This window comes from Pseudogracilibacillus auburnensis, from assembly GCF_003201975.1.
GTDB classification, from domain to species: domain Bacteria; phylum Bacillota; class Bacilli; order Bacillales; family Amphibacillaceae; genus Pseudogracilibacillus; species Pseudogracilibacillus auburnensis.
In genome coordinates this window covers 199,682-226,417 of sequence record NZ_QJJQ01000006.1, presented here as the reverse complement: position 1 = coordinate 226,417, position 26,736 = coordinate 199,682, and the positions used below count along the sequence as shown (strand labels likewise).

Below are 26,736 nucleotides of genomic sequence, written 5' to 3'. Positions count from 1 at the left end.
TAGAAATATAATCAATAGTTAGCATTCGTAGTAGAAATAAGAATCCGCTCAAATTAGACAATGCTACTATTATTGTTTTTTCAGCGAAGGTATGATCCAGTGACTGCATTTGCTAGATCACCTACACTACCATCTGTTTAAACACAAGGTAAACCTTTTACCGTAAGACTTGGGCAACTTTAGATGGCCGAAATTCGGACAACGGATTCTTATCTTTATCTTTTATCATTCGTCTTTATGCTCGCTGTTTCACATCATTCAACACAAACTCTGGAACTTCTCCTTCTATTGCTCGAATGACATTTAAAGATGTTCGGGAACGAAGTTCATATTCTGATTCCACTGACACATATGAGGAATGTGGTGTAACATAAACCTCATCCATATGAAGCAATTCTAAATCCTCTTTCGGCGGCTCCTCCATAAGCACGTCCAAACCAACTCCAGCAAGATGCCTTTCCTTCATCACGCGAATTAAGTCATCTTCCATAACAATAGCACCTCTACATGTATTAATAATGATCGAACCTTTTTCCAGCTGCTTCAGCCGTTCATAATTAATCATTCCTTCCGTTTCTCCTGTTAATGGAACATGTAAACTTAAGATGTTTGATCGTTCTAACAACTCATCCAAAGAAACGGATTCCACCCCAAGTTCCACAAAAGCTTTTTTTGGTACAAACTTATCATGCGCAATGACATGTACGCCGAATACCTTAAACTTTTTTGCGACTTCTTTTGCAATTCGTCCAAAACCGAGTAGTCCTACTGTCCTACCTTGCAATCTACGTATAGGTAATGTATCTAATGGATTCCAATCCCCATTTCGTACTTGTTCATTATAAGCACGAAGTCTTCTAGCAACGACTAACGCAAGTGCTATCGTGTGATCGGATACTTCACCAATACAATAATCCGCCATATTCGTTACATAAATTCCTTTTTCCGTCGCTCTCTTCATGTCAATATGATTAAATCCAACTCCAGAAGAGGCAATGATTTTACATTTTGTTAACCGTGAAATAATTTCTTCTCCACAAGGAAATCCAACTTGGGCAACAATCCCGTCCGCATCTTTCCCGAAAGTCTCTAAATCGTCCTTCACCGATTCACTTCTTGTCACTTTATATTCAATGCCATGTTTTGTATAAATTTCTTCTTCTAATTCATGTGTAAACCATTCATCATCTAAAATCCATACTTTTTTCACCATAAAATCAAGTCCTCCTACATCGTTTTTAACGTATCAATTAACAAATCATTCTGTTCTTTCGTTCCTATAGAAATCCGGACATATTCGTCATATCCCCATGGTTTACATGGGCGGATAATAATCCCTTTTTGTAGTAATGCATCAAATATTACTTTCGCATCTCTTTTGACATGTACGAATAAGAAATTGGTAGAGGAAGGATAAACCGTAAAACCCAATTTTGTTAATTCTTCCTTAAGACTATGTTTTTCTGCTTCATTCATGTCAAAATGACGCTTGGTAAAGTCAGTATCATCTAATGTCGCCATAGCCGCCTCAATGGCAATCCGATTACATGCAAATGGTTCTCTGAGACGTAAAATAGGTTGTAATCTTTCTTCAGAAGCAATAGCATAGCCGACTCGTAATCCTGCTAGACTATAAAATTTAGAAAAGGTTCGAATCGTAATGATTGGATACCCATCTTTAAAGAAGTCAATGCCAGTTTTATAATTCTCTTTGTGGACATATTCTATATAGGCTTCGTCCAAAACGACAGTCACATGTTTCGGAACAGCTTTTATAAATTGTTCCAATGACTCTGAATCTACTATTGTTCCTGTCGGATTATTTGGATTACAAATAAAAATTAATTTTGTTCTTTCGGTAATGTTCTGCTTCAATGCTTCTAAATCAAACGTCCAATCTACTGTTAACGGTAGTTCAACAGGCTTCCCACCCATTAATAATGTTGCAGAACGATAAGCCGGAAAAGTAGGACTGCAGTACAATACTTCATCGCCCTCATTCACATAAGCGCTGATGACTAGTGATATAACATTGTCCGCCCCATTGCCTGTCAGTACTTCGTCCGGATGGACATGATATAAAGTGGCAAGTCGCTGCCTTAGTTTTTTTGCCGAAGCATCTGGATATAAATGACTACTCGTCATTGCATTTTGTATGGCTTCTTGTGCTTTCAATGACGGCCCTAGCGGGTTTTCATTTGAAGCAAGTCGATGGACTGCTTCTAATTTGAGTTCTTCTTTTACTTCTTCAATTGATTTCCCTGGTACATATGGAGCTATTTCTTGCACACTCTTTCTCCATCTCATTTCATTTCTAATCATTTTATCAGCTCCTCTTAATTCTAATTACTTAAACTCGGTATAAAAGTAGATAATTGCGGGATTAAGATGATAATAATAATCGTCACAACCATTGCTATCACAAATGGAATAAGTGCTCGTGATATCCGTTCCACCGAAACTTTGCTAATATGCGATGCGACAAATAAGTTTACACCTAAAGGTGGTGTCACATATCCAACCGCTAAGTTACATACCATAATGACCCCAAAGTGAATTGGATCGATGCCCACCGCTTGAGCAACTGGTAGTAAAATCGGTGTGAGGATAACGACAGATGAAATCGTATCGATAAACATCCCAACAACAAGTAAAAAAAGACTAATTAAGATCATCGTAATGATCATATTATCTGATATTCCAGTAATAAACTGTGCGATTGTACCTGGGATTCTTTCAATACTAAGTAAATAAGCAAACGAAATGGAAAAACTGATAATGATAACTACTGGGATATTCATCAATGTCGCTTCTAAAAAAACATCATACAATTTTTTAAATGTTAATTCTTTATAAACAAAAAGTCCGATAATTAGTGAATAAATACAAGCTACTGCTGCTGACTCTGTCGGAGAAAACAATCCACTGTATATTCCACCTAAAATGACTACTGGGATTAACAATGCCCATTTTGCATAATTAATTGCTTTCAATACGTCCATAAAAGTCGGGAATTTTCCTTCTGTCGGAAAACCTTCTTTTTTCGCAATCCCATAAGAGACAATCATAAGGGCTATTCCAACTAAAATTCCTGGAATGATACCAGCAAGGAATAGTGAACCAATCGATACTCCTCCGATAATTCCAAACATAATAAACGGTATACTTGGCGGTAAAATGACACCGATTGATCCGGCTGTTGCTGTAACAGCTGCTGCAAAATCTGTGCGATATCCTTTCTGAGCCATGGATGGAATCATAAAGGAACCGATCGCAGCTACCGTCGCTGGTCCTGAACCCGAAATTGCAGCAAAGAACATACTTGCCAGCACTGTACCGATAGCAAGCCCCCCTACTAAATACCCTACTAATACTTCAGCAAGTCTTAATAACCGTTTGGAGACTCCACCTTGCCCCATCAATACGCCAGCTAAAATAAATAGTGGTATTGCTAATAATGAAAAAGAATCAAGAGATGTAAAAGCTTGTTGAACAATAGATCCCAACGGTAGTTTAGTTGCAAAAATCATCGTAAATAAGGTTGACGCTCCCAAAGAAATAGCAATAGGAACACCGATTAACATAAGGACAAAAAAGCTTATAAATAAGATTGCAATTGTCATTCTTTCACCCCTTCTAACCCGTCATCTTCCACTAAATCACCCTTCAAAATGGATCTAAATTGTTGAATCAACCGAAGAGCCATGAGAAATCCTCCAATCGGAATTACCGTATATGGAATGGCCATTAAAATTCCCATAGAGGGAGCTTTTTGTCCTGTATTCATTAATTGAAGGATAAAGTCCGTGCCTTTTATTGCAATAAAGAGAGCAAAAATAAAAAATAAGATCGTTGCCAATAAATCAATGTACTTTTTCAATTTTTCACCGAACATATCCCGTAGAAAAGTAACTCGGATATGTCCTCCGGTTTTGATCGCTAAACTAGCACCAAGCCAAACTTGAGCTACATGAATATATCTAGCTAATTCTTCTCCCCAAATGAGACCACTGCCCAAAAAATATCGAAACAATGCTTGACTAAATATTAAAGCTAAAATAATAACCATGGAAGATACTAATAAAATCTCCTCAAGTTTCCTTATAAGGTTAAGTATTTTCACATTTTCATCCTCCCGTAATTAATTTTCCATCGTCTATGAAGTAAGTAAACCCGATCGTTATTTACAGGAAATAGCAATCGGGATTTTTATTACTATTTATTTATTGTCCATCCTTATCTGATTATGATAAGAGATACTATGTTTAACACTATTGTCTAGCTAGATCGACGAGTTCCTGTCCAATTTCTGCTTCATATTTTTCATAAACAGGTTGTAATGCTTCAATAATTTCAGCTTTCGCTTCATCAGAAAGTACATTTACTTCCAAGTTTTCTTTTAAAAACTCGATCGCTTTCTCGTCACGTTCTTTAGAAACTTGTCTTTCATGTTCTGTAAATGCTGCGCCAGCTTCATCAAGTACTGCTTGTAATTCCTCAGGTAAAGACTCATAAAAATCTTTGTTCATGATCAAAGCCTCTGCCGTAAAAGAATGATCCATAATCGTCATATACTTCTGTACCTCAAATACTTTTGAGCTTTCAATTAGCTGACCTGTTGTCTGCATTCCGTCAAAAATATTTTGCTGTAAGGCGGAATATAATTCCCCAAAAGCATAAGGTTGCGGGTTTGCACCCAATTCACTTAAGCTATCTAAATGGATATTATTTTCCATTGTTCTAATTTTTAGGCCATCAAAATCTTCCATTCCTTCAATTGGTTGAGCATTATTTGTTAGTTGCGTCATCCCAGCACTACCCCAACCTAAACCTTTTAACTGAACAGTTTCCAAACTCTCATTTAACTTATCCCCTAATTCGCCGTCTAAAGCAGCATTAGCTTCATCTACATCATCGAATAAAAATAAGAGATCGAGCACCATGAATTCTTCAGCAAAATTTGCCAGTGGTGCTGTGGCTGGACTAGCTGCTTCTATATTACCAGCCTGTACTGCTTCAATCGCTTCTCTTTCAGATGAATAGAGCTCAGCGTTTGAAAATACTTCCACTTGTAATCGACCATCTGATTTTTCCTCAGCAACTTCTTTAAACTTCATTAATCCTTCATGCAGTGCTGAATCCTCTTCAACTGAGTTAGAAATAGTTATCGTGTATGGTTCATCTGTAGAACTACTTTCCGCACTTTTACTACTTGCATCTGAATCTCCACAAGCGGCAACGATTAGTAATGTAAAAATTGCGAATATTCCAATTAATTTTCTCATTTTATTTCCTCCCAATATTGTTCCTTCGTTTTTTATTTAATTGAGCTACACTTTTCCTCAAATAATTGTAAGATCGATACAGGAATAATTTAACGGCTCCAAAATTAATCGCTTACAAATTATTTAATAAAACGATACATTTTTTTCTTTTGCAACACATTTTTTAAAGCGCTTTCACAGCGGACAAAAATTATTGCTAAAGACCCCCTTTTGCCTTTCTGTTTACTATGATGTGGAAAAGTACTTCAAAAATATATCTATGCTAGTTCTGTATTTTCAATTATAGGTAACGTTTTATTAAATAACAAATACCTTTTTTTTATATATTTATAGGTTTTATCTATAGGGGAGTTTATCTCTATGAAGAATAAAGCCTAACATAGCTATGCCATTGTGATTTAATATCCCTTGCGAGATTCGCTCACTAAGAATAAAGAATGGAAAAAAGAAGGAAATAGAGAGTTTAGACTTATTGATGTTAATTATCTATCAAAATAAAAAAATATGGAGTTTCTACGCACAGGACGTGCTAGCCAAACGTTTTCAGTGGGACGAGCGAAAACGCAGTCCCAGGGCGCCCTAGTTCTGAGTTTGCTTCATTTCTCTAACTGAACCTTAGTCGCACTTATTTTGCGGCACTTATTGGCAGGAGACAAGTGCCGCCGCGGGGATAAATTAAGGTATGGCTGTCCATGTCTATCTCTTAATGAAAACACATGAAAAACCATACCATTTAAATGATCAAGAAAACAACCACCTATTAGAACATTCTTCCTCCCTATTTAAAAATAGGAAGTGCATGATTACATAGCCAATTAATAACCCTACAGCTAAAAAGAATACCACCTTTTAATATCTCTTTCATATTGATGAAACCTTTCTTCTACCACTGTTAAACGTCTTTCCTCGTTCTCATAAAACAAATATAAGCAAATAAAACAGATCCTATAAACCAAATAAACACAATTCCAATTGAAGTCCATGAACCTGTATCAGCCATTTGAATAAGTTGCGGTACTGGAAACATATTCGTTATCTTTAGCATAACTCTACCTTGTTCAAGATTTAAAAATTCTATCATTGGCGTAAATCCAAATAAGAAAAGGATGGGCATTAAGTATGCAGTCATCATCCCAACTGTTTTTACGAATAACCCTACACCAATACCTAAAAATAAGAAAAAGAAAAATAAGAGAAGAAGACCAATCATACTTCGACTACCGTAATATTCCTAGCAGCACATGCCTCTAAATCAAAATGATCTGAACCTACTCCCGCTGTTATTGCTAACTTAAGATTTGGTGAACGTTGGACCCTATCTTCAGTCAAGTAAAACGGATAAAAAGGGCTACATATGATGACCGACATATCTTCTAAATGAGGTTCTAACGATTCATCGGTATCACTTACAACGACAAATTCATGGTCTTTGTCCTTAAAATAATCATATAAGTTATACGCCTTTTCTACATTGAACAAATAATTAGGGGATGGTTCCATCAACTCATCTACTGGCGGTAAAACAGCTACAATTTTCATTTTTATTCCTCCATTTTGTTAGATTTTTAGAAGAACACGGACAACACTCTTTCCTAATGTTTCGTTTCCATTTGAGTCTGTGTATAGAATCACCGCCCATCAAATATATTTTGATTAGAAAACTTAGCATACGTTATAGGTAAGAAAGTTTTATACTTTTTTTTTGCAAATAAAAAACCACCACATTTTCGACAAAAATCAGCATCATACTGATTCTTATCCAAAATGTTGGTGGTTAGTTACTAAGCACATATGTACCATATACCATCCGCCTAATCATATGGAAAAGCGTTCATTTGTTCCATCAATCGATCGTTCGAAGACGAAAATAGAAACTACTTCGTCCTTATCTAAATCAACATCGGTAAACAGTTTCACAAACTTAGCCCCGACTAGTTCTTCCATATCTGTTGGAGCTAACTGACTATACAAATCTTTAATCATCCGGGTTCGCGCTTGCCAAATCATCTTTCGTCCTTCCTCAGATTGGGTGATAAATTTTTCTACTGGGCTAGGCATCCACTCATATGAGCAATTACCCAATTGCGAATAAAAGTAACTTTAATTTTTTCAGGACCCTTTCCAATCTTGCTCTTACGATAAGCACGAATTAAATTGGCAAATTGCTGTTCAAGCTTTGGCAAACTTTCATTCATACAGCTCACCCACAAAGCTAATATTTAAAACCTTCTGCAAAGTTATATTTGATTATAAATAGACATAACAAATAATGTTTATATTCACAATTTACCATTTTTACATTGTATTGTCAATAATGAATAGTTCAAAAGTTAATTATTTTCTTACTCACAATACAATTCAAGTAATACTAATTCATTAGACTGCTATCACTATACGTATGATGGCTCTATTTAAAAAGTAAGCAAAACGATGCCCAAAACTGCAACAAATACGTATACTGTCATCTTAATACGGTTCTTTACTGATGTTAGTGGAACTTACATCTTATTGTCTTGCTAGTAACAAAGCTCGACGTATATCATTATGTAACCTAACGTTCCTCATATATTCCGCTTATTAAATAAAATTTTCATTGTTGTTCTAACAGATTGAGCTGATTTATCAAATGTAGCTTTTCCCCATAGCATTATTCAAATACCACTTATCACATACCTACATTATTTCAAGATTTACAAGCTTCAATGCAGAACGAAATAAGACATCAACAGCAGTAGATAGAACTTCTTCGTCAAAATCAAACTTCTCATTATGATGACCTGCTGATAACTTTGTCCCTATCACAGTGTAAGTTGCCAACCCGCCATGAGACTGTACATGGTTCATAAAATACGTTGCATCCTCTGATCCTATTGAATCATCATTATCATTAGATACCTTTTGTACATAGGGTGACTTTTCAGCTACATTTGTAAGTAATTCAACTAGGACGGGACTTGTACTTCCACTCGGCGCAGAACCAACCACATCTACGATTACATTAGTATCATACATTTCGGCAGCACCTCTTACTATTGAAGTTGCCTTTTTATACATATAATCATTAATCTCGGTTGTTTCTCCCCTCGTTTCAATTTGCATTGTTGCTTGTGACGGTATAATATTTCTCCCACTTCCACCTTGTAAAAAACCAACATTTACTCGAGAGTTACCTTTACTATGACGGGGTATACTATGTAAACCTAGAACTGCAGTAGCAGCTGCCATTAATGCATTTTTTCCTATTTCTGGACTACTACCTGCATGAGCAGCTTTCCCCTTAAATGAAGCATTTATTTTCGTCGTAGCTAAGAAACCATTTTGTCCAGTAACAATCTCACCTAAGGGAATGCCCAATCCTATATGTGTAGCAATAAAGAAGTCAACATCATCAACGATTCCCTTTTCAACCATTGACTTAGCCCCCCGTGTTCCCTCTTCAGCAGGTTGGAAGATTAACTTAATTGTTCCACATAGTAACTCTTTATTATCCATTAATAAAGTAGACAAACCAAGTCCGATAGCAGTATGTCCATCATGACCACAGGCATGCATCATATGCTTGTTAACGGATGCAAATCCTTCATTGAATGGTCGATGATTTGCCGTCAGGTCTTCTTGAATGTTTAAAGCATCCATATCAACTCTATAGGCTATTACAGGTCCCGGTCTTCCAGTTTCTACTATCCCGACAACTCCGGTTAATCCTTCGTTCATTTTGTCAATCCATTGCTTATCTGCACCATTTTTTAATGCCCACTCCCGATGAGTCTTCAATGTTTCTTCACTTGGAAGACCCATGCATGCATCCTTTTTCATTACCTCTTCTCCAACTTTTACAACATATCCTAATTTTTCTAAATAAGATGCCACTATAGAGGCAGTTCTCATTTCTAAAAATCCAACCTCTGCATGTTTATGGAAGTCTCTTCTCCAACTAATAAGGTCTTGTTGTATGACTTGAACTGCTTTTTGTATGTGCATCAAAATCACCTCACCTCTGATAAAACATTAAACTAGTTAAATGAGTATTGCAATCATCTAACTAGTTTAAAAGTTTATTAGTAACGTTCCTATTTTTACATAAATTCATTAACCTAAGTAGGAAGCTTGAACAACTTTGCTATTCATTAATTCCTCTTTTGTCCCTTCAGACACTAAGCGCCCTGCCATTAATACGTATGCACGATCACAAAAGTTAATTGCCATTTCTGCATTTTGATCCACCAATAATATGGTTGTTCCATTTTGATGGAGCTCATCAATCTTTTCATAGACTTCATAAACTAATTTTGGGGAAAGCCCCATTGACGGTTCATCAAGTAACAGTATTTTAGGTTTTGTCATCATAGCTCGGGCAATGGCTAACATTTGTTGTTCCCCACCTGAGAGAAGTCCTGCCATTTGATTTTTTCTTTCTCGCAAAATGGGAAAGGGAGCAGAAGACTCTTCAGCCATATTATTACGTTCTTTTAAAGATAATGTATATCCCCCCAATAATAGATTATCCCAAACCGATAAGTAAGGAAATACTTGTCTTCCCTCTGGAACGAGTGTCATTCCCCTTCCAACTAGCTTATATGTTCTCGTGTTATTAATCGGCTTCCCGTCCAATGTAATCGTTCCATTCCTTGGTCTGACTTCCCCCATAATGCTCTTTAAAAGTGTACTTTTTCCGGCTCCATTTGCCCCGATAACGGAAACTGCTTCACCTTCCTTCACATTAATATTAATCTTTTCTAATGCACATATTTGACCGTAATATGTAGCCAGATTTTTAATATTAAGCATTTGCCTCTGCCCTCCCCATATATGCTTCGATAACAGCTGGATGATTATGAATCATTTTAGGTGGCCCCTCTGCAAGCTTTTCTCCAAAATTTATGACCGTTATTTGATCGGATAATACGTTCACTAAATTCATATCATGGGCAATAATCAAAATGGTGATTCCTTGTTTATTTACTAACGAAAATAAATCCATCAATTCTTTTGTTTCTTGTGGATTCATACCAGCTGTTGGTTCATCAAGTAATAACAACTGTGGATTCATCGCTAAAGCTCTAGCAATTTCAACCCTTCTTTGATTACCGTATGACAGTTTTGCAGCATACTCATCACGCATATCCCATAAACCAACAAAATGTAAAATTTCCTCGACCCTCTCCTTTGCTGCTTTTTCATTATTTCGAAAATTTTTAGTTAAAAATAATGCTGGAAAAACTTTTCCACCTGTGATTAAATAGGTGCCCATTAACACCGTTTCAAATACAGTCATTTCCGGAAACAGTCGTATATTTTGAAAAGTTCGGGAAATACCGGCCTTTGCAACATGGTCCGTTCTCATTGATGTAATATTTCTATTTTTAAACCGAACTTCTCCGTTATCAGGCATAAATACTCCTGTAATCAGGTTGAATACGGTGCTCTTTCCAGCTCCATTTGGCCCTATAACCGCATGTATATGACCTTCTGTAATTGAAAATGATAAGTCATTTACAGCTTTTATACCACCGAATGATTTTGATAAATTTTTGATTGTTAGAATTCCATCAGAGTTCACATTATTCATAACGTAACCCTTCTTTCTTCACTTCGCTGTTTACAACCGTATTGACCGTTTTATTTTTAATAAATTTTTCCTTAAACAAATGCATTAGACCCATAATTCCTCTAGGAAAGAACATCATGACAAGAATGATCAGCAATCCATAAATCATCATTCTTAATTCGGGAGTGGAACGTAACGCCTCCGAAGTGACGGTTAATAGTGTCGCTCCAAGAATTGCACCAATAATAGACCCTTGCCCACCAATCATGACCATTGTTAATATCGTAACAGACATTGCAAATGCAAATGTCTCTGGACTTACAACATGAAGAAAATGAGCATATAAAGCACCTGCAACACCGCAATACGCACTAGAGATGGTGAACATCACAACTTTTGTTTTAAACACTGGAATCCCCATTGCTTGAGCAGCAAGTTCGTCATCTCGAATAGCTGTACAAGCACGACCAAATCCAGATCTGATGATTAATCTTGTAACAAATATCGATAACAACACAAAAGCAACAAACAGCGGATAATAATCGATATATTTATTAAATCCATATTCCAATATACTACCAATTCGAATAGTAGGTGGAGCTGGTATGGCTGAAACCCCCATCGGCCCACCGGTTAAATCCGACCAATTCAAAAAGACTAACCATAAAATAGTTCCAAAAGCTAATGTGGCCATAACTAAATATTCTTCCACTAGTTTTAATCCAATAAATCCAACTACAAATCCAATCATCGTTGTAATGATCGTCGCTAGCGGTAAAGTTACCCAAAACGAGTAATCTAGTTTGGTTGAAAACAACGCCGTAGAATAAGCACCAATTCCAAATAACCCTGCATGACCTAAGGAAACTTGCCCCGTATATCCGACAAGTAAATCTAATCCTAAAGTTAAAATTATGTAGATTAGAATTAAGTTAACGACATAAATGAAATATGGATTAGTAATCAAGAAGGGTAGAAAAAATAATACAATTCCTCCAATAATTAAGCCCATTTTACTGTAACCTAACTCTTTCATTTTCTTCATTTTTCTCCCCCTTTAAACTTTTTCTTGAACAATCTTTCCGAATATTCCTTGAGGTCTCACTAATAAAATCACTAATAATATAACCATTGCCACTGCATCCCGGTAACCAGAAGAGATAAAACCTGTTGCGAAGCTTTCGACAATACCGAGCATTAACCCAGCAACTAAAGCTCCAGGTATATTCCCCATTCCTCCCATTACAGATGCCGTAAATCCTTTTAATCCAGCGAAAACACCCATCGTTGGATAAACGAGAAATATGGGACCTACTAAAATACCTGCTATAGCTCCAACAGCGGAACCAACCGCGAATGTGATAGAAATTACCTTGTTCGCATTTATTCCCATTAATTCAGTTGCATGAATGTTTTGGGCTGCTGCCTGTACAGCTTTCCCCATTAATGTACGATTAATGAAGATTTCTAAAAGAGCCATTACAATTATTGCGATAATGATAATAAATACATAATGCTGATTAATTAACACTCCTCCAATCAAAACACTTTCAGTTAAAAACGGTGAATGCAATCGTTCAGGTGATGCACCAAAAACAAATTGAGCTACGTTTTGCAATAAAATCGCTATTCCAATTGCTGCAATGAGAAGGTTTAGCTTTGGGGCTGTTCGCATATGTTTATAAACGACTTTTTCCATTAAATATCCAAGTAGTGCACCGGCCACTACACCACCTACATAAGCTAACCAAAGCGGCATATCTAGTAAAGCGAGATAAAGGGCAACAAATGCCCCACCCATATATACCTCGCCATGTGCAAAATTAATAAAACGTAATACATTCCAAACCATCGTATAACCGATAGCCATTAAAGCATAAACACTACCTAGTACAATCCCATTAATAAGTTGGTCAACAATCATCAATTTCACCTACTTTTAATTTTGTATGACAATAAACTCATCATCTTGAACTTGCATAATTAATGGTGGATATGATCGATCACCATTTTCATCAAATTTGATTGGACCTGTTACTCCGGTTAAATCAATAGTAGCTAGGGCATCACGAACTGCTTCATTTGAATCGCCACCCTCTTCAAATGCTTTCGCTAAAGCAATAGCGCCATCATAAGCAATGGCAGTTAAAGCTTCTACGGGTACGTTATTTTCTTCTGCTAACTTTTTAAATTCATTCATTTCTTCAGATTCCATTTCTAAATTTAGCATTGAAGCAAAAATATGACCTTCTACCGTGTCTCCACCTAAAAGAAGTAATTGCTCTGAATACATAGAGTCATCAGGTGAGAAAAACTGTACATCTAATCCAGCTTGTTTTGCTTGTTGGGAAATCAAAGCAACTTCATTGTATAGACCAACAATCATGACAGCATCGGGATCTAAATTTTTTATTTTTGTTAATTGAGAAGAAAAGTTTTTATCACCGGGATTATATGTTTCATTAGTAATAAATTCGACACCGAGAGACCCAGCTGCTTCTTCCGCCGCTTTATGCATTGTTACACCGTAGTCTGTATTTTCGTATAAAGAGACAACTTTCTCTATACCTTCCTCTTTAGCCATATACTCTAACACTGCTGGTACATAGGTAGAGCCAGTAAGCAAATTTCTAAATAAGTAATCATTTTCAATTGTTGATAGTTCAGGACTTGCACCCATATGTAAGTGAATAACTTCAGCTTGCCCTGAAACTTCCTGTGCGGCAATCGTTGGCGAGGAGTTATACCCTCCCATGATTGCCCTTACCCCATCGTTATTAATCATTTTATTGACCACTGCTACAGCTTCAGAAGTAGTTGCCTTATCGTCTCCAACAACTAGTTCAAGTTTTTTCCCATTGACACCACCATCATGATTGATTTTAGTAAATGCTAGTTCAATTCCATTTCTCATTTCTTCCCCATACTGCGCATTATCACCTGTCATCGGAGCTTGTAATCCTATCTTAATTACGTCCGAATCACCTGATGATTCAGTTGATTTATCGTCATGATCAGATGACGTTTTCGAGTCAACATTTGAACAAGCAACCAAAAAAATGACTAAACTAAAGAAAACAATGAAATTTACTAGTTTCCCAATTCTTTTCCTTTTCATCAATTATTCTCCCCCATGTTTATTATTAACTACTTATCATTAGAGCAGCTTACAAAAATCTTTTACGTGTTAATAAAACATTTATCTCCTTTCTTTTTTATTTAGGACATTTCTTAATCAATTCCTAATTAGGGTTTGCTGAACAACTAAATTGCTTTTCATTCTACTGTTGTCTTCCGCGAAATGTGACATGCTTTCCGCAGGTACGGCTTCAGCCTTCGACGCATAGGACGTGCTAGTGCCGGTGTTGCGACAAGGACGTCACGTACTTAACCCGAAAACCACTTCCCGCAGGGTCTTTCGACGTACAGGATCTACTAGTGCAGACGAAGACATAAGGACGTGGCACACTTAATCATCATGTTCTAGTGACTTTATGCATAGGGTATTTTTGCCTTGCTGTCGTTCAGCTCCCCTCAAATTACCTTGCACTTTATATCAAGAAAAACGAGTACAAACTATTAATTTAGCTGGAATTTCTGTTTATTCAGTAGATCCTTAATAGATTGATAATCTATTCCGATACTTGTCAATAATTTGAATATTCAACCTACGAAAACACCAATTATTGATTGAATTAAATGCAACTTCATGCCTTTTGTGCTTCTTTTTTTATCTCTTCTGTTTCAGCTTTTATAAATTTATTTAACCCGTAATAGGCTCCAAAAGAGATGATAATTCCTACAACCCATGCTAAGTCTATACCACCAAGTGCCTTTGAAACAGGTCCTTGATAAATTCCGGTATTTGTAAATGGTACTTGACAAGTAATTGCTACTAAATAAACAACTAATGTCTTACTATTTAACTTTCCAAATATTCCATCTTTCTCCATGAATGCTTCTGGCGGATAATCATTTCGTTTTAATATATAAAAGTCTGTTAAATTGATAACACTCCATGGAATAATAAAGAATAAGATAAAACTTAAATAAATTTGAAAATAATTCATAAAGTCTCCCGCACCAGCAGTTGAAGCAAGCACGATAATAGCTCCAATAATCACCGATGTAATAATACGCATTTTTCTCGATGTTTTAAATTCAATAAAATTACTTGCAATTGACAAAGTAATTATTCCAGCTCCATAAATGTTTAGCGAATTTATCACTAATACGCCTAGTGTTATTACGATAACAAGAATGTATCCAATCGTCCCCATTGCCTTTATTTGCCCCATAACGTTTCCATTTACAACCATTGTCGCAATCGCGGCGCCTAAAATCATTAACCAAGCGGAACTAAGAAAACTGCCAGCATAAGAATAAATAAATGTCTTTTTTGCTTCACTTGGACGCATAAACCTTGAGTGATCCGACACGTACGGTCCATAAGTAATCTGCCAAGTTATCGATATTGCTGTAGATAGGAGAAATGTACTGAATGTGAACTCTCCTTTGCTGAGTATATCCATTGATAATTGACTGATTACTAATATGGTTAGTATTAAAAAGATCAACGTATATCCAATCGTATAGAGTTTCATAAACTTCTGAATAATATCTTGACCATATATCGCTAGTAGAACCATTGGTATCATAGCAATCATGACCGTAACATTAATATCAACGCCAAATGCTTCATTCATTCCTTGACCAACTAATATTGTATTTGTAGATCCATAACCAAAATACATAGTGAGCACAATTAACATTGGTAAAATTACTCCATAAAAACCAAACTGTGCCCTACTTTGCAATAGTTGTGGGATTCCTAATTTTGGACCCTGAGCAGAATGTAGAGCCATGATTGTTGCCCCAATCGCATGTCCTAGAAACATTGATACACTTGCCCACCAAAAATTTAATCCAATCATGATTGATATGGCTCCGGTAACTAATGTTGTTGATACGGTGCTAGCTGCAAACCAAGTAAAAAATAATTCTTTAGGATTTCCTTTTCTTTCATCTAAAGTGATATACTCATAACTTTTTCGTTCAATACGATTTGAGTTTTCATCCATTTCTTTATCCCCTTTTTGACCATAGATCCTTTTTAAAAAAGTATTTATTTCAGTTACATTAGCATGTTGGTGCTTTAAGATTGTTCCAATATTTAGATTGGATTTCAATTACACTATCAATTGCTTCTCGTTGGTTAGAATATACTTTATCGGGATAACCGTTTGAACCTGCTGAGAAAGGATCCTCAACATCCGTTGTCTTTTCACAGAGCTCCTCAATAATTCGTAAAGTACAGAAAGGGACATATGCATTACTGTAACCGCCTTCATGACACATAACCAATTTTCCTTCACAATACTTATTTGCTAAATCCTTAATAACTTTTGTCATTTTTCCAAAACCATTGGCTGAAACGAGCATTCTTCCTAGAGGATCAAATGCACTCGGATCTTGCCCTGCAGAAACGATGATTAATTCTGGCTTAAACTCCTCAACTATTGGACGAATAATGGATGTAAATGTTTTTAAATATCCTGCATCACCTGTACCAGGAGGTAAAGGAATATTGACGTTGTATCCACTACCAGCACCCTCTCCAACATGTGTTACATACCCAGTATCCGGCGGGAAACTTAAGTCTTGATGAACCGAAAAAAACAATACTTCAGGGTCATGATAAAAAGCTTTTTCCGTTCCATTTCCATGATGCACATCCCAGTCAAGAATCATTATTTTCTTAAGTCCATATTTTTCTTTTGCATATTTTGCGGCAATAACAACATTATTAAATAGGCAAAATCCTATACCGATATCTGCTTCCGCATGATGACCGGGTGGTCGTGTTAATGCATACGCATTATCAACAACTTTGTTCATAACAGAGTCTACAGCTGTTAATGCTCCACCAGCAGATAGTAAGGCAATTTCATAAGAACCTTTTCCAACGATTGCATGGTCGCCAGCATCGCCACCTGTCGTATCACTAAGATGTTTCACTTTATCTACATATTCTGGTAGATGAAATAATTCAATTTGCTCTCTTGTTGCCATACGAGGACGAATCCTTTCCAATTCCCACATTAACCCGCATCTTTCTAGCAAATTATTTACACGTTTTTTAGTTAATGGATGTTCAGAAAATACATCCGTTTCTAAATATCCTCCAGATGGAAGGTATAGTGTTCCACTTCCAGTATCATGCCAAAAATAACTTTCATCATAAATGTAACCTGTTTTCATGTTGCAACCTCCAGAGAAATAGATTGTTACTAAAGTTGATATAAACATATCTCCCAGCCCGATAATACAAAAGGTTTTTGGATTTTATCTAACTGGGAGCAACTATTTATCTATAATATAACTACTAAAATTACTAGTCTAAATTAACCCAAACATTTTTTACCTCTGTATAATTGTCTAATGCATATGAACCCATGTCTCTTCCAAAACCAGACTGTTTATATCCACCGAATGGCGTTGCAGGGTTTACCATACTGTAACAATTTATCCATACTGATCCGGCTTTTAGGCGATTAGCTACATTATGTGCATTTTTAAGGTTTTCTGTCCATACTCCAGCAGCCAATCCATATGGCGAATTATTTGCACGCCGAATCACTTCGTCAACATCGTTATAAGGTAATGCGACTACGACTGGGCCAAAGATCTCCTCTTGACAAACTCTCATACTATCATTAACATCCGCAAAAATGGTTGGCTCAACAAAGTATCCTTTATCTGTACTATTTCCGCCAGATAATAATTCAGCCCCTTCTTCTTTACCAATATTAATATAGCTTACAACACGATCCTGTTGTTCCTTTGATACAAGTGGTCCCATTTCCGTTTTCTCTGAAAGACCTGTACCAAGCTTTACTTTTTTTGCAAAACTAGCAAGATCAGCTACGACATGATCATAATCATCTTTATGAATATAGATCCTAGAACCTGCACTACAAATTTCTCCTTGATTTGCCATGATTCCAGTAAAAACTCCTGGTATAGCTTTAGACATATCAGCATCAGGAAACACAATATTCGGCGACTTCCCACCAAGTTCCAAAGAAACACGTTTCATTGTGTCAGCTGCATTTTTCATGATTAGTCTACCTACTTCTGTGGAACCAGTAAATGCAATTTTATTTACATCAACATGATTTACAAGCGCATTACCCGCAGTCTCACCGTTACCAGGCACTATGTTAATTACACCTTCTGGGAAACCAGCTTCCTCAATTAATTTTGCTAAATAAAGTACAGAAAGCGGTGTTTGCTCCGCTGGCTTTAATACAACAGTACACCCAGTAGCAAGAGCAGGGGTGATTTTCCAAAGTGCAATCATTAATGGAAAATTCCAAGGTACTATTGCTCCAACTACGCCGACTGGTTCATGTCGCGTGTAATTAAAAAAGGATGAATTAACAGGTATTGTTTGCCCCATATTTTTCGTTACCCAACCGGCAAAATAACGGGTTTGCTCAATACAATTAGGAATATCGATAAGACGTGCTTCATTAATTGGTTTTCCATTATCTAACGTTTCAATTTGTGCTAATTCTTCTGCGTTTTTTTCAATTAAATCAGCTAGTTTAAACATTAAGTTTGCTTTTTCGGCAGCACTCATTCTAGACCAAGGTCCATCTTCAAATGCAACCTTTGCTGCTTTTACTGCTTGATCGATATCAGTTCCATCCGCCTCACTTACTTTTGCTAAAACGTCTCCTGTTGCTGGATTTAATGTGTCAAATGTTTTTCCTGACACGGAATCTACAAATTCCCCATTAATATAAAGCTTTTTTGTACCTTTTAAAAATTCCATCACTTTTGGCTGTAATTTTATTGTAGTCGCTTCCATATTGATCCTCCTAATTAGTAGTATTAAGGGAAGAGGACAAGTATCGTCCTCTTGTTTTACAAAGTTTTTTCAAATGACGTTAATGCATCATCAATAATACTTATCATTTCTTCAATCTCTACTTTGTTTACAATAAGTGGCGGTGCTACAGCAACAATATTTACTTGTTCTTCAAAGTCAGCAGCTCGTAAAATTAAGCCGTTATCAAAACTATGATCAACGATATGACGGGCGGCTCTAATCGATTGAGCAAATGGAGTGTTTGAATCTCTATCTTGCATCAATTCAAAACCTGCGAGTAGTCCAACTGCTCTCGTTTTTGCAACATGTGGATGATGCTCAACTAAATAGTCGAATCCTTTTTGTAATTCTCTATTCATTTTATTAACATTATCTAAGACATTATTTTTTTCAATAAATTCTAATGTTTTTAACCCTACAGCACATGCAGTAGGGTGCCCACTATATGTGAATCCATGACCTAAAATGTTGTCATATGAAACAAGTGTATCTCTTACTTCTTGCGTAAGTAATACAGCTCCTAGCTGAGCATATCCACTCGTAATACCTTTTGCTACACACATGATGTCAGGTACGACATCCCAATTATCCACACCGAACATTTTACCTGTTCTACCGAAACCACAAATTACTTCATCAGCAATAAATAGAATATTATTATCTTCACATAATTGCTTAACAGCTTGTAAATATCCTTCGGGTGGAACGTGAACTCCCCCAGCCCCTTGGATAGGTTCCATAATTACCGCTGCAATTTGGTCAGCACCTTTCGTATCAATAATATGTCGGATACTATGTTTATAATCCGGGTCATTCTTATCCCCTTTTTCTGCATTTACTAAATGTGGCATTGCATGGATGATATCGGAATCTTTTGATCCAGAGAAATTATGAAATCCGACGATACCTGTTGCTGACCCTGTTGAAATAGTAGCACCATGGTATCCACGTTTTAATGAGATAATGTTTTTCTTAGACGATTGACCTTTTAGATCCCAATAGAATCTAGCAAATTTAAAGGCGGTTTCATTCGATTCTGACCCACCAGATGTGAAAAATACAGCATTTAAATCTCCTGGTGCAAGGCTGGCAATTTTTTCAGATAAACGAACAGCTAATTCATTTGAATAACCATAGAATGATGAACAATATGCGAGTTTCGTTAATTGTTCATGGGCGGCATCGGCAAGTTCTTTTTGACCAAATCCTAAGTTAACGTTCCATAGCATCGACACTCCATCAATATATGACTTTCCATGGATATCTTTAACACGAACTCCTTCTCCCTCTGAGAAGATAATTTTTGGTCCTTCTTCTAAAAATGTTCTCGGCACTGTAGTAGGATGAATAAAATGTTTTTTGTCAGCTTCTATTAATTGCTCTACGGTTGAATTTTCAGTTAAATTAGTCATGGATAAATTCTCTCCCTTATTTTAAATTAATCATATTATTTAATTGGTGTTAACTTAACAAACCAAAAGTATTACGCGATGTTTAACTCATTAACAACTAATCCTATTTAAGTGCGCGTTCAAAAAGACCGATAAAAAGGATCAAGAAGTTCAAGGCGGCGTAGCTTTGAGGAACGAAGCGCATGCCTTTACATACGTAAGTACCGGAAAAGCAAGCCAACGCGGAAATTCGATGCGTCATTTTTGTTGGACTTTTTGAACGTCCTCTTTAAGCAGTTTTTTCTTTATCATCTTTTTTATTATTCGGGTCATTTATTAGTTCTTCTAAAGGAACTGTCTCAAACAATGGTTTTTTCATTTTAAACTTTACCCAGCATGCAGCATAAAGTACTGTTAATGCTAAAAATAGTAATGAATATTTATATATTTCCTTAGCTACCGCGGCATCTGGATGCATATTAAGCATCACATAAATCATCCCTACTAGACCTAATAGTTGAATGGTTATCCCAAAAGGTGACTTAAATCCTCTTTTAGCTTGCGGATATTTAAAACGTAAAATCATTACATCTATATGAGCGATACAATAGGTCACTAGCCAACAGAAACAACCCGCTAAAATAAAGATTGCAACTGTTTCACCAGTAGCTGTCCCAGAAATAACAAAAATTAAAAATAATGAACTTAAAAACACTACGCCAACCCAAGGGGCTCCAAATCTATTTAGTTTACCAAAAAATTTAGGTAACTGTCCCCGTTGTCCCATTCCATAGAGCATACGAGCAACTGACCCAATGATTGTATTCATCGTACTTGTAGTGGCAAAAATTGCTACGATCCCCATCCACACTTGACCCGTTTTCCCTAGCATTGCAGTTGCAAAAACAACATGAGGAGAAGCTGAACCGGCTAAAGTTTCAAGCGGTACATATTTCATCGATGCGAAACCAAATAATATATTGGCAATAAATATTACAACTAATCCTATACCTATCGCTATAGGGATAGTGAGGTTTGGTCTTTTAATTTCTTCTGCAAGAGGAGTGATAAATTCAATACCTATAAATAACCAAATTGCAAGTGCAGTTAAACCTAGTACACCTAATCCAGTTTCACTAGCTACACTTATTGAAAAATCGATAGGTTCACCGGGAAGTTCAATTCCGGACAATCCTAAAATTCCCAACACAACAGTGGAGCCTATTAAGATGATTGTCAATGCTAGCTGAAGAGAACTATATGCTTTTACTCCAAGTACATTAACTGAAGCAATAATAACTGTGATAATTACCGCTACTATAATAGGATTTAATCCTGGAGCGAAAACGTCTGTAAATATCATTCCAGCAATTGCAGCTTCCGCGGCTCCTGAAAAAATACTTACTAGAAAATAACCACTAATGACTGAAATGATTCCAACAAAGGGGCCCATTGCAGGTAAGGTATAATGATTAATTCCTCCAGCTACGGGCATCATACCTGCTAATTCAGTAAATGAAATATAAGAAAATACCATAAGTATCAATGCTGCGAGCATCGCAAAAACAAATGGCTTACCACCTGCTCCAAATCCTTGACCTAATGAAACTAATGCACTCGAACTTACAACAATACCAACTCCAGTAGCGGTTGTTCCCCATAATCCCATGGTTCTCCTTAATTGCTTTCCCATAACCAACCTCCTAATAGATTTTTTATTAAGCACTTTATTCCTAATTAATATCGAGGATTCTCATTTCTTTACCTATGAACCCCTTCAGTAAAACGCTTTCAATTAACAGGAATAAAAGTTTCAAATGATTGAGACATTTGTTGAGTTGAGGACATTTCCGTATTAGTTCCTTAATTGAGATTATCCAGTCCTATTTTCGCTAGGAAACAAAATATTTAATCATTCGCCCCATAGACTTTGAATCATTTTTTAATCAAACCTTCTGTCAATTTCCAGCACACCTTGTAAAAGTAAATTTGCCGCAGCATCAATATCTTTTGGCTCACTGTATTCTTCTGGACAATGACTTTTACCACCAACACTTTTTACAAAGATCATAGCCGACTTTGATGAAGCTGCCATATGTGCTGCATCGTGAATTGCCATACTAGGTAATTTTAAATAAGGTTCATCTATTTGTTTTGCTGTATCTTCAAGAACAGCTACTATTTCATTATCTAATTGAATAGGTACTTGTTCTAAGATGACGTTCTTTGTAATGATTACATCACGATCCTTCAATATGCTTTTCCATTCCCTTTCAATTCCTTGAATGACTTCTTCCATTCTAGATTGACTTTCTCCCCGAATTTCGAAGAAGAATTCTACTTTTCCAGGAATAATATTGACCGCATTAGGATGGACATCTAGCTTACCTACTGTCCCTACCAAGTCCGTTTCATCACTCTTACAGATTGTTTCTACTACAGATATCATTTTTGAGGCAGCAGTTAATGCATCATTTCTATCCTCCATCATCGTTGTACCTGAATGATTCGACTCACCAATAACAGAAACATGACACCGGTACATTCCAACTAAATTATTCACTATTGCAACAGAAATATTTTTATTTTCTAACCGTTGTCCTTGCTCGATATGGACTTCAATGAAAACTTTTTTATCCTTCCTCATTTGCTCCATTTCCTTAATAGATTCTAAATCCCCACCCACCACCTTTAATGCATCTCGTAATAACTGACCTGATGAATCAGCTACGTCGAATAAATCCTCTTCTGTTAGCTTTCCAACAAACGTTCTACTTCCTAATGTAGATAAACCAAAATCGTTGGATTCTTCTGCTGTAAAGGATACAATCTCAATGTCATGGTCTAATGTTAGATTCCTTTCCTTCAGGCAGCAAATTACTTCTTTTGCAATAAGTACACCAAGTGCTCCATCATATTTCCCACCATTTGGAACGGTATCCAAATGGGAGCCGATCACAATAGCACCACTCTTTTTTCCATTGCCTTTTAATGTACCCCAAATATTTGCAATCCCATCCACCTTAACTTCCAGGCCTAAATCTTCTAATTCTTGAATAAACATCTTGCGAACCTCAATATCTGCTTTAGAGAAGCTCGGACGTGTTATACCACCTCGTTCATCTTTTCCATACGAAGCATATTTATCCAAATCGTCAAATAGCCGACGCTTATTAATTTGCTTCCATTCATATTCGATCACCTTACAAGCCCCCCTCTTCCTACAACTAGTTTGCTAAGTTAATAACTGTTATTAATGATAGATTGAAAGGTTCATTATTTCCTAAGATGCAATCTTTTTTTCCGACTACATCTTAGGCTACTGTTTATTATTTATTCGTCCCCTAGTACTCCATAGGATGGAGCTATTTCAGGTGTAATAGCTCTAATTCGATAATCTTCAGCTTGAGGTTCATAAATATCCCAAAGCGCTTTTAAATCTTCAAGAGGGTTATCGCTATAATCTACTCTTAAATCAACATAAGGAAAAGCATCTTCTAAGTATACAAGCAACCCTATAGAGCGCTCTTGATCCAATTCTCCCCCCATAGTAAACCCTTTTTCAATCGCGGCAATTAATCGATCTGTAATTGGTAAACCTTCAAGTTCTAAAAACTTTTTCCCCATTTCTTTTGGAATAGTTGGATCGCTTAACAAATTGCCTATACTTGCCACATTTTCGCTGTTAAACTCTCCATGGACACCTAAAGCTTCAGCACCCGTAAACACAGCTGATTTTCCGCTACTATCTACAACAGCTAATTGACGGTATTCCGAAAAAGGAGTAGATTCCTTCATTGCTTGAATAGCTGAATCTGCATCAAAACCATTTTCCATCACATTAAGACCTATGTTCGCAAGTCTTGGGTCTGTAACGTTCTGTGTTAAAATGGCACCGACAGACTCTTTTACCCAAGGGCATCTAGCTCCAACTGAGGGGCTACTTGAAGTAACGATCACCCCGAGAGCTCCTGTTTTAGAACATCTGCCCGCTACTGAAAATGTACTAGTAATTTTCATGTGTATAAATCCTCCTAATAATCTAACATCCTTTAAATAGTCTTAATTACTAATAACCGCTTCAACATCAATTTCCATAAGCATTTCAGGCATTGCAAAACCACTGACAATTAACCCCGTACTACATGGATAAACTCCTTTAAAATGTTTAGCAATTACCGGATATACTTTACTTCTGTCTTCACGCTTTAATATATAAACTGTCATTTTGCAAATATCATTGACTGTTCCACCAGCTTCTTCAATTAATTGCTTCACACACTTGCACGCCATATCTGTTTGAGCAGCTACATCTCCAACTCCATGGAAATTACCTTCAAGATCAAACCCTGTTTGCCCACGCAGAAAGATTCTATTTCCAGCTCGAACAGCCATACTAAGTTCGTTTTCTATATGATGTTCAGGTTTTCCTAGCTCTGCAGGGTAAAAATCTTTTGTTTTAAACTTTCTAATTCTTTTTATCTCCATTTTTTTTGTATCTTCTTGAATGCTCATTGTGAACATACCTCCAATTTATTTTATTAAATGCATAGGTGCAGCTTTTATTCCATCCCAATCTAATAGTTCTAGCGCTTCGTTTACCTTCCCTTGTACAAAAAGAGAACGTATTCGTGTAGATGAAATTACATTTCCTGATTCACAAAGTACTGGATCAAAAACCGACACATGAAAGTGTTTTCGTAATGTTGTTATATCTCCTTCCCTATTTCTTCCAAAACGAAAATCATGACCTTCACAAATTTCAAGAGGATGTAAGTATGATAGTTCCTCGATAAAAGCATCAGTTCCTTGTGAAATGTAATTGGCATCAAATGGTGCAATTATTACATGCTGTACACCAAGATTTTCTAACATCGTTATTTTTTCATCAACAGGCAATAATAACTTGGCATGCTGAAAGAAAACTTTCGGCGGCGGATCAAATGTATAGACTACAAGTGGGACATTTAATTCTTGGGCACGCTGATTCGCAAAACGAATTAATGCCTGATGTCCTTTATGAAGACCATCTAAAGCACCAATTGTAAGAATACATCCAGTGAGTTGTAAACTTTTTGCTTTGTGAACTTTCATACTTAGCCTCCTTTTCAATTTGATACAATATTTAACTTTGTACTAAATGTGGAGCTAAGTTTGCAGCCTTTAATACCATATTACGATGGGCTTCTAAATCGTAGTTCTTAAACGCTGCCGCAGACTGTGCAAACGGTGGACTTTGAGCAAATAATTCAAACGTCACTTGGTGTCCTGCATAAGATGAATTTAACAAGTCACGGGCAAAGTATAATAACTTAGCACGGTCTTCTGCACTCCATTTTCCTACCGAATAATAACGATCAACATAATCTTTAATTTGCGGATCGGTCATCGTTACCATATCTGGTGTTACCGCCAACTGTCCACCAACTAATTCTCTCGTTAAATGAGCCATAGCAGGAAAATGTTTCAAAGCATGAATTCGACCAGTATATAACAATGATTGGTTCGGCATCATTAAACCACCATCCGTATTTTCAGCCTCTGACACTGCAGCGGTTAAATGGGCATTAATTGTTTGGCGATATGTAATTAATTCTGTTAACTTTTCTTGAACTGCTGGTATTTTCGTTAAACCTGTTTGTTCTACGTTTAATAATGCTGCACCGATTAAATAATCTGCTCTTTTTAAAAGACGTAACACATAGTTGAATGCTGAATAACGGTGTACTGTTTCTCGAATATACTTTGCCGATTCTAATGAATTATGGAACAACACATTTTCCCAAGGTATGAGAACATCATCGAAAACGAGCAATGTATCAATTTCTTCAAATTTAGTAGATAAGGGATAATTCTCTGGATTTCTACCTGAGCCTACTGGCGAACGACAAATGTGCTTTAAACCCGGCGCTCCCATGTCACAAATAAATCCAACGGCATATGGCTCCATGTTTACACTAGTATTTGACCAATTAGAAATTGTCGGTTTAACAAAAGCTTGGTGTGCGTAGGCAGCGGCGGTTTCAAACTTTGCTCCCCGCACGATAATTCCTTTATCATTTTCTGAAACGACATGTAAAAGAGTCCCACCATCTTCTCCATTTATTAATTTACTTCGATCGCCTTTCGGATCTGTATTTGCAGAGACATGAAAAATGTCCTCCCTCGCAATACGGTCAATATGATTTCTTATATTCGTTGCATATGTTGGGTCAATTTCATTTAATCGGTCTTGAGCGTCATACAATGACCACATTTCACCTATCGTTTCATCTCCTACACGATAGACTACCCCACCTAAATCATCTAAGACCGTTTCTACATATGTACGGATAGCAGTTAAATCTTCTTTTGTCTCAGGCATTTTATAAGCACGGCAAACTTCTTCTCCATCCTCTAGTTTAGCTGTGGTAATATGTTTATACTTTTCTTCATGATTCATGTCATACATCCTAGCCTTCACATCTATAATCGGCTTAAAAGCAGGATGCTCCGCAATGTTTGAGACTCTTTCTCCATCAATGTAAACTTCTCTTCCATCATTCAATGAATCCTTATACTGTTGACCTGTTAGTAGTGCCATAATTCCTTCCTCCCTAAAGTGTTAATCTATTG

The 26,736-nt window shown here is 36.5% G+C and carries 23 protein-coding genes and 1 pseudogene; all 24 read right to left on the bottom strand.

All coding sequences use genetic code 11. The features are described from left to right. Positions 1-235 precede the first annotated feature (235 nt). On the bottom strand, positions 236-1,213 hold the full coding sequence (locus DFR56_RS10360; protein ID WP_110395364.1) for a C-terminal binding protein: 978 nt from the start codon (positions 1,211-1,213) through the stop codon (positions 236-238). A gap of 14 nt (positions 1,214-1,227) precedes the next feature. Further along, complete coding sequence (hisC, locus tag DFR56_RS10355) at positions 1,228-2,322, bottom strand: histidinol-phosphate transaminase (protein ID WP_242694793.1); 1,095 nt, start codon at positions 2,320-2,322, stop codon at positions 1,228-1,230. A 20-nt stretch (positions 2,323-2,342) separates the two neighbouring features. Next, entirely contained in the window at positions 2,343-3,623 is a 1,281-nt protein-coding gene (locus tag DFR56_RS10350) for a TRAP transporter large permease (protein WP_110395363.1), read from the bottom strand. Continuing rightward, entirely contained in the window at positions 3,620-4,123 is a 504-nt protein-coding gene (locus DFR56_RS10345) for a TRAP transporter small permease (protein WP_110395362.1), read from the bottom strand. Before DFR56_RS10345 ends, DFR56_RS10350 begins: the two co-directional genes overlap by 4 nt. Before the next feature lie 148 nt (positions 4,124-4,271). Further along, positions 4,272-5,285 carry a TRAP transporter substrate-binding protein gene (locus tag DFR56_RS10340; protein WP_110395361.1) on the bottom strand — a complete coding sequence of 338 codons (1,014 nt, stop codon included), beginning with the start codon at positions 5,283-5,285 and terminating at the stop codon, positions 4,272-4,274. Positions 5,286-6,177: 892 nt separating this feature from the next. Further along, positions 6,178-6,495 (bottom strand): hypothetical protein, encoded by a 318-nt coding sequence (locus DFR56_RS10335; RefSeq protein ID WP_110395360.1) that lies wholly within the window; start codon positions 6,493-6,495, stop codon positions 6,178-6,180. Beyond that, positions 6,492-6,824: a Rossmann-fold NAD(P)-binding domain-containing protein gene (locus DFR56_RS10330; RefSeq protein WP_110395359.1), complete on the bottom strand. Its 333-nt coding sequence runs from the start codon at positions 6,822-6,824 to the stop codon at positions 6,492-6,494. The genes DFR56_RS10335 and DFR56_RS10330 overlap by 4 nt, the downstream gene beginning before the upstream one ends. 276 nt (positions 6,825-7,100) lie before the next feature. After that, positions 7,101-7,480, bottom strand: a pseudogene (locus tag DFR56_RS10325) (Na-translocating system protein MpsC family protein). A gap of 478 nt (positions 7,481-7,958) precedes the next feature. Beyond that, a complete protein-coding gene (locus DFR56_RS10320; protein WP_110395358.1) occupies positions 7,959-9,266 on the bottom strand; it encodes a M20 family metallo-hydrolase in 1,308 nt (435 codons plus the stop codon). A gap of 108 nt (positions 9,267-9,374) precedes the next feature. After that, positions 9,375-10,073: an ABC transporter ATP-binding protein gene (locus DFR56_RS10315; RefSeq protein ID WP_110395357.1), complete on the bottom strand. Its 699-nt coding sequence runs from the start codon at positions 10,071-10,073 to the stop codon at positions 9,375-9,377. Next, a complete protein-coding gene (locus DFR56_RS10310; protein WP_110395356.1) occupies positions 10,066-10,854 on the bottom strand; it encodes an ABC transporter ATP-binding protein in 789 nt (262 codons plus the stop codon). Before DFR56_RS10310 ends, DFR56_RS10315 begins: the two co-directional genes overlap by 8 nt. Continuing rightward, a complete protein-coding gene (locus DFR56_RS10305) occupies positions 10,847-11,878 on the bottom strand; it encodes a branched-chain amino acid ABC transporter permease (RefSeq protein WP_110395355.1) in 1,032 nt (343 codons plus the stop codon). The genes DFR56_RS10310 and DFR56_RS10305 overlap by 8 nt, the downstream gene beginning before the upstream one ends. 12 nt (positions 11,879-11,890) lie before the next feature. Further along, positions 11,891-12,757 carry a branched-chain amino acid ABC transporter permease gene (locus DFR56_RS10300; protein WP_110395354.1) on the bottom strand — a complete coding sequence of 289 codons (867 nt, stop codon included), beginning with the start codon at positions 12,755-12,757 and terminating at the stop codon, positions 11,891-11,893. A gap of 15 nt (positions 12,758-12,772) precedes the next feature. Further along, positions 12,773-13,951 (bottom strand): ABC transporter substrate-binding protein, encoded by a 1,179-nt coding sequence (locus tag DFR56_RS10295; RefSeq protein WP_110395353.1) that lies wholly within the window; start codon positions 13,949-13,951, stop codon positions 12,773-12,775. 589 nt (positions 13,952-14,540) lie between these two features. Then, the gene (locus DFR56_RS10290) at positions 14,541-15,914 is read right to left on the bottom strand and encodes a purine-cytosine permease family protein (protein ID WP_110395352.1); all 1,374 of its coding nucleotides are present in this window, start codon (positions 15,912-15,914) and stop codon (positions 14,541-14,543) included. Positions 15,915-15,972: 58 nt separating this feature from the next. Next, entirely contained in the window at positions 15,973-17,094 is a 1,122-nt protein-coding gene (locus DFR56_RS10285; RefSeq protein WP_110395351.1) for a class II histone deacetylase, read from the bottom strand. 133 nt (positions 17,095-17,227) lie between these two features. Continuing rightward, positions 17,228-18,709: an aldehyde dehydrogenase family protein gene (locus DFR56_RS10280; protein ID WP_110395350.1), complete on the bottom strand. Its 1,482-nt coding sequence runs from the start codon at positions 18,707-18,709 to the stop codon at positions 17,228-17,230. 56 nt (positions 18,710-18,765) lie between these two features. Beyond that, complete coding sequence (locus DFR56_RS10275; RefSeq protein ID WP_110395349.1) at positions 18,766-20,142, bottom strand: aminotransferase family protein; 1,377 nt, start codon at positions 20,140-20,142, stop codon at positions 18,766-18,768. A gap of 268 nt (positions 20,143-20,410) precedes the next feature. After that, positions 20,411-21,814 carry an APC family permease gene (locus DFR56_RS10270; RefSeq protein ID WP_110395348.1) on the bottom strand — a complete coding sequence of 468 codons (1,404 nt, stop codon included), beginning with the start codon at positions 21,812-21,814 and terminating at the stop codon, positions 20,411-20,413. A 249-nt stretch (positions 21,815-22,063) separates the two neighbouring features. Further along, the gene (locus tag DFR56_RS10265) at positions 22,064-23,323 is read right to left on the bottom strand and encodes a Zn-dependent hydrolase (RefSeq protein WP_244916476.1); all 1,260 of its coding nucleotides are present in this window, start codon (positions 23,321-23,323) and stop codon (positions 22,064-22,066) included. 131 nt (positions 23,324-23,454) lie between these two features. After that, complete coding sequence (locus DFR56_RS10260; RefSeq protein ID WP_110395347.1) at positions 23,455-24,141, bottom strand: DUF1028 domain-containing protein; 687 nt, start codon at positions 24,139-24,141, stop codon at positions 23,455-23,457. A gap of 42 nt (positions 24,142-24,183) precedes the next feature. Then, entirely contained in the window at positions 24,184-24,636 is a 453-nt protein-coding gene (locus DFR56_RS10255; protein WP_242694794.1) for a RidA family protein, read from the bottom strand. A gap of 18 nt (positions 24,637-24,654) precedes the next feature. Then, positions 24,655-25,215 carry an FAD synthetase gene (locus DFR56_RS10250; protein ID WP_110395345.1) on the bottom strand — a complete coding sequence of 187 codons (561 nt, stop codon included), beginning with the start codon at positions 25,213-25,215 and terminating at the stop codon, positions 24,655-24,657. A gap of 31 nt (positions 25,216-25,246) precedes the next feature. Beyond that, positions 25,247-26,704, bottom strand: a complete 1,458-nt coding sequence (locus DFR56_RS10245; protein ID WP_110395344.1) for a 4-hydroxyphenylacetate 3-hydroxylase family protein — start codon at positions 26,702-26,704, stop codon at positions 25,247-25,249. Positions 26,705-26,736 lie beyond the last annotated feature (32 nt).

Excerpts from the sequence above, each read along its gene's own strand:
- DFR56_RS10360 (WP_110395364.1), bottom strand. The coding sequence starts at position 1,213 with ATGGTGAAAAAAGTATGGATTTTAGATGATGAATGGTTTACACATGAA.
- hisC (WP_242694793.1), bottom strand. The coding sequence starts at position 2,322 with ATGATTAGAAATGAAATGAGATGGAGAAAGAGTGTGCAAGAAATAGCT.
- DFR56_RS10350 (WP_110395363.1), bottom strand. The coding sequence starts at position 3,623 with ATGACAATTGCAATCTTATTTATAAGCTTTTTTGTCCTTATGTTAATC.
- DFR56_RS10340 (WP_110395361.1), bottom strand. The coding sequence starts at position 5,285 with ATGAGAAAATTAATTGGAATATTCGCAATTTTTACATTACTAATCGTT.
- DFR56_RS10335 (WP_110395360.1), bottom strand. The coding sequence starts at position 6,495 with ATGATTGGTCTTCTTCTCTTATTTTTCTTTTTCTTATTTTTAGGTATT.
- DFR56_RS10330 (WP_110395359.1), bottom strand. The coding sequence starts at position 6,824 with ATGAAAATTGTAGCTGTTTTACCGCCAGTAGATGAGTTGATGGAACCA.
- DFR56_RS10320 (WP_110395358.1), bottom strand. The coding sequence starts at position 9,266 with ATGCACATACAAAAAGCAGTTCAAGTCATACAACAAGACCTTATTAGT.
- DFR56_RS10315 (WP_110395357.1), bottom strand. The coding sequence starts at position 10,073 with ATGCTTAATATTAAAAATCTGGCTACATATTACGGTCAAATATGTGCA.
- DFR56_RS10310 (WP_110395356.1), bottom strand. The coding sequence starts at position 10,854 with ATGAATAATGTGAACTCTGATGGAATTCTAACAATCAAAAATTTATCA.
- DFR56_RS10305 (WP_110395355.1), bottom strand. The coding sequence starts at position 11,878 with ATGAAGAAAATGAAAGAGTTAGGTTACAGTAAAATGGGCTTAATTATT.
- DFR56_RS10300 (WP_110395354.1), bottom strand. The coding sequence starts at position 12,757 with ATGATTGTTGACCAACTTATTAATGGGATTGTACTAGGTAGTGTTTAT.
- DFR56_RS10295 (WP_110395353.1), bottom strand. The coding sequence starts at position 13,951 with ATGAAAAGGAAAAGAATTGGGAAACTAGTAAATTTCATTGTTTTCTTT.
- DFR56_RS10290 (WP_110395352.1), bottom strand. The coding sequence starts at position 15,914 with ATGGATGAAAACTCAAATCGTATTGAACGAAAAAGTTATGAGTATATC.
- DFR56_RS10285 (WP_110395351.1), bottom strand. The coding sequence starts at position 17,094 with ATGAAAACAGGTTACATTTATGATGAAAGTTATTTTTGGCATGATACT.
- DFR56_RS10280 (WP_110395350.1), bottom strand. The coding sequence starts at position 18,709 with ATGGAAGCGACTACAATAAAATTACAGCCAAAAGTGATGGAATTTTTA.
- DFR56_RS10275 (WP_110395349.1), bottom strand. The coding sequence starts at position 20,142 with ATGACTAATTTAACTGAAAATTCAACCGTAGAGCAATTAATAGAAGCT.
- DFR56_RS10270 (WP_110395348.1), bottom strand. The coding sequence starts at position 21,814 with ATGGGAAAGCAATTAAGGAGAACCATGGGATTATGGGGAACAACCGCT.
- DFR56_RS10260 (WP_110395347.1), bottom strand. The coding sequence starts at position 24,141 with ATGAAAATTACTAGTACATTTTCAGTAGCGGGCAGATGTTCTAAAACA.
- DFR56_RS10255 (WP_242694794.1), bottom strand. The coding sequence starts at position 24,636 with ATGAGCATTCAAGAAGATACAAAAAAAATGGAGATAAAAAGAATTAGA.
- DFR56_RS10250 (WP_110395345.1), bottom strand. The coding sequence starts at position 25,215 with ATGAAAGTTCACAAAGCAAAAAGTTTACAACTCACTGGATGTATTCTT.
- DFR56_RS10245 (WP_110395344.1), bottom strand. The coding sequence starts at position 26,704 with ATGGCACTACTAACAGGTCAACAGTATAAGGATTCATTGAATGATGGA.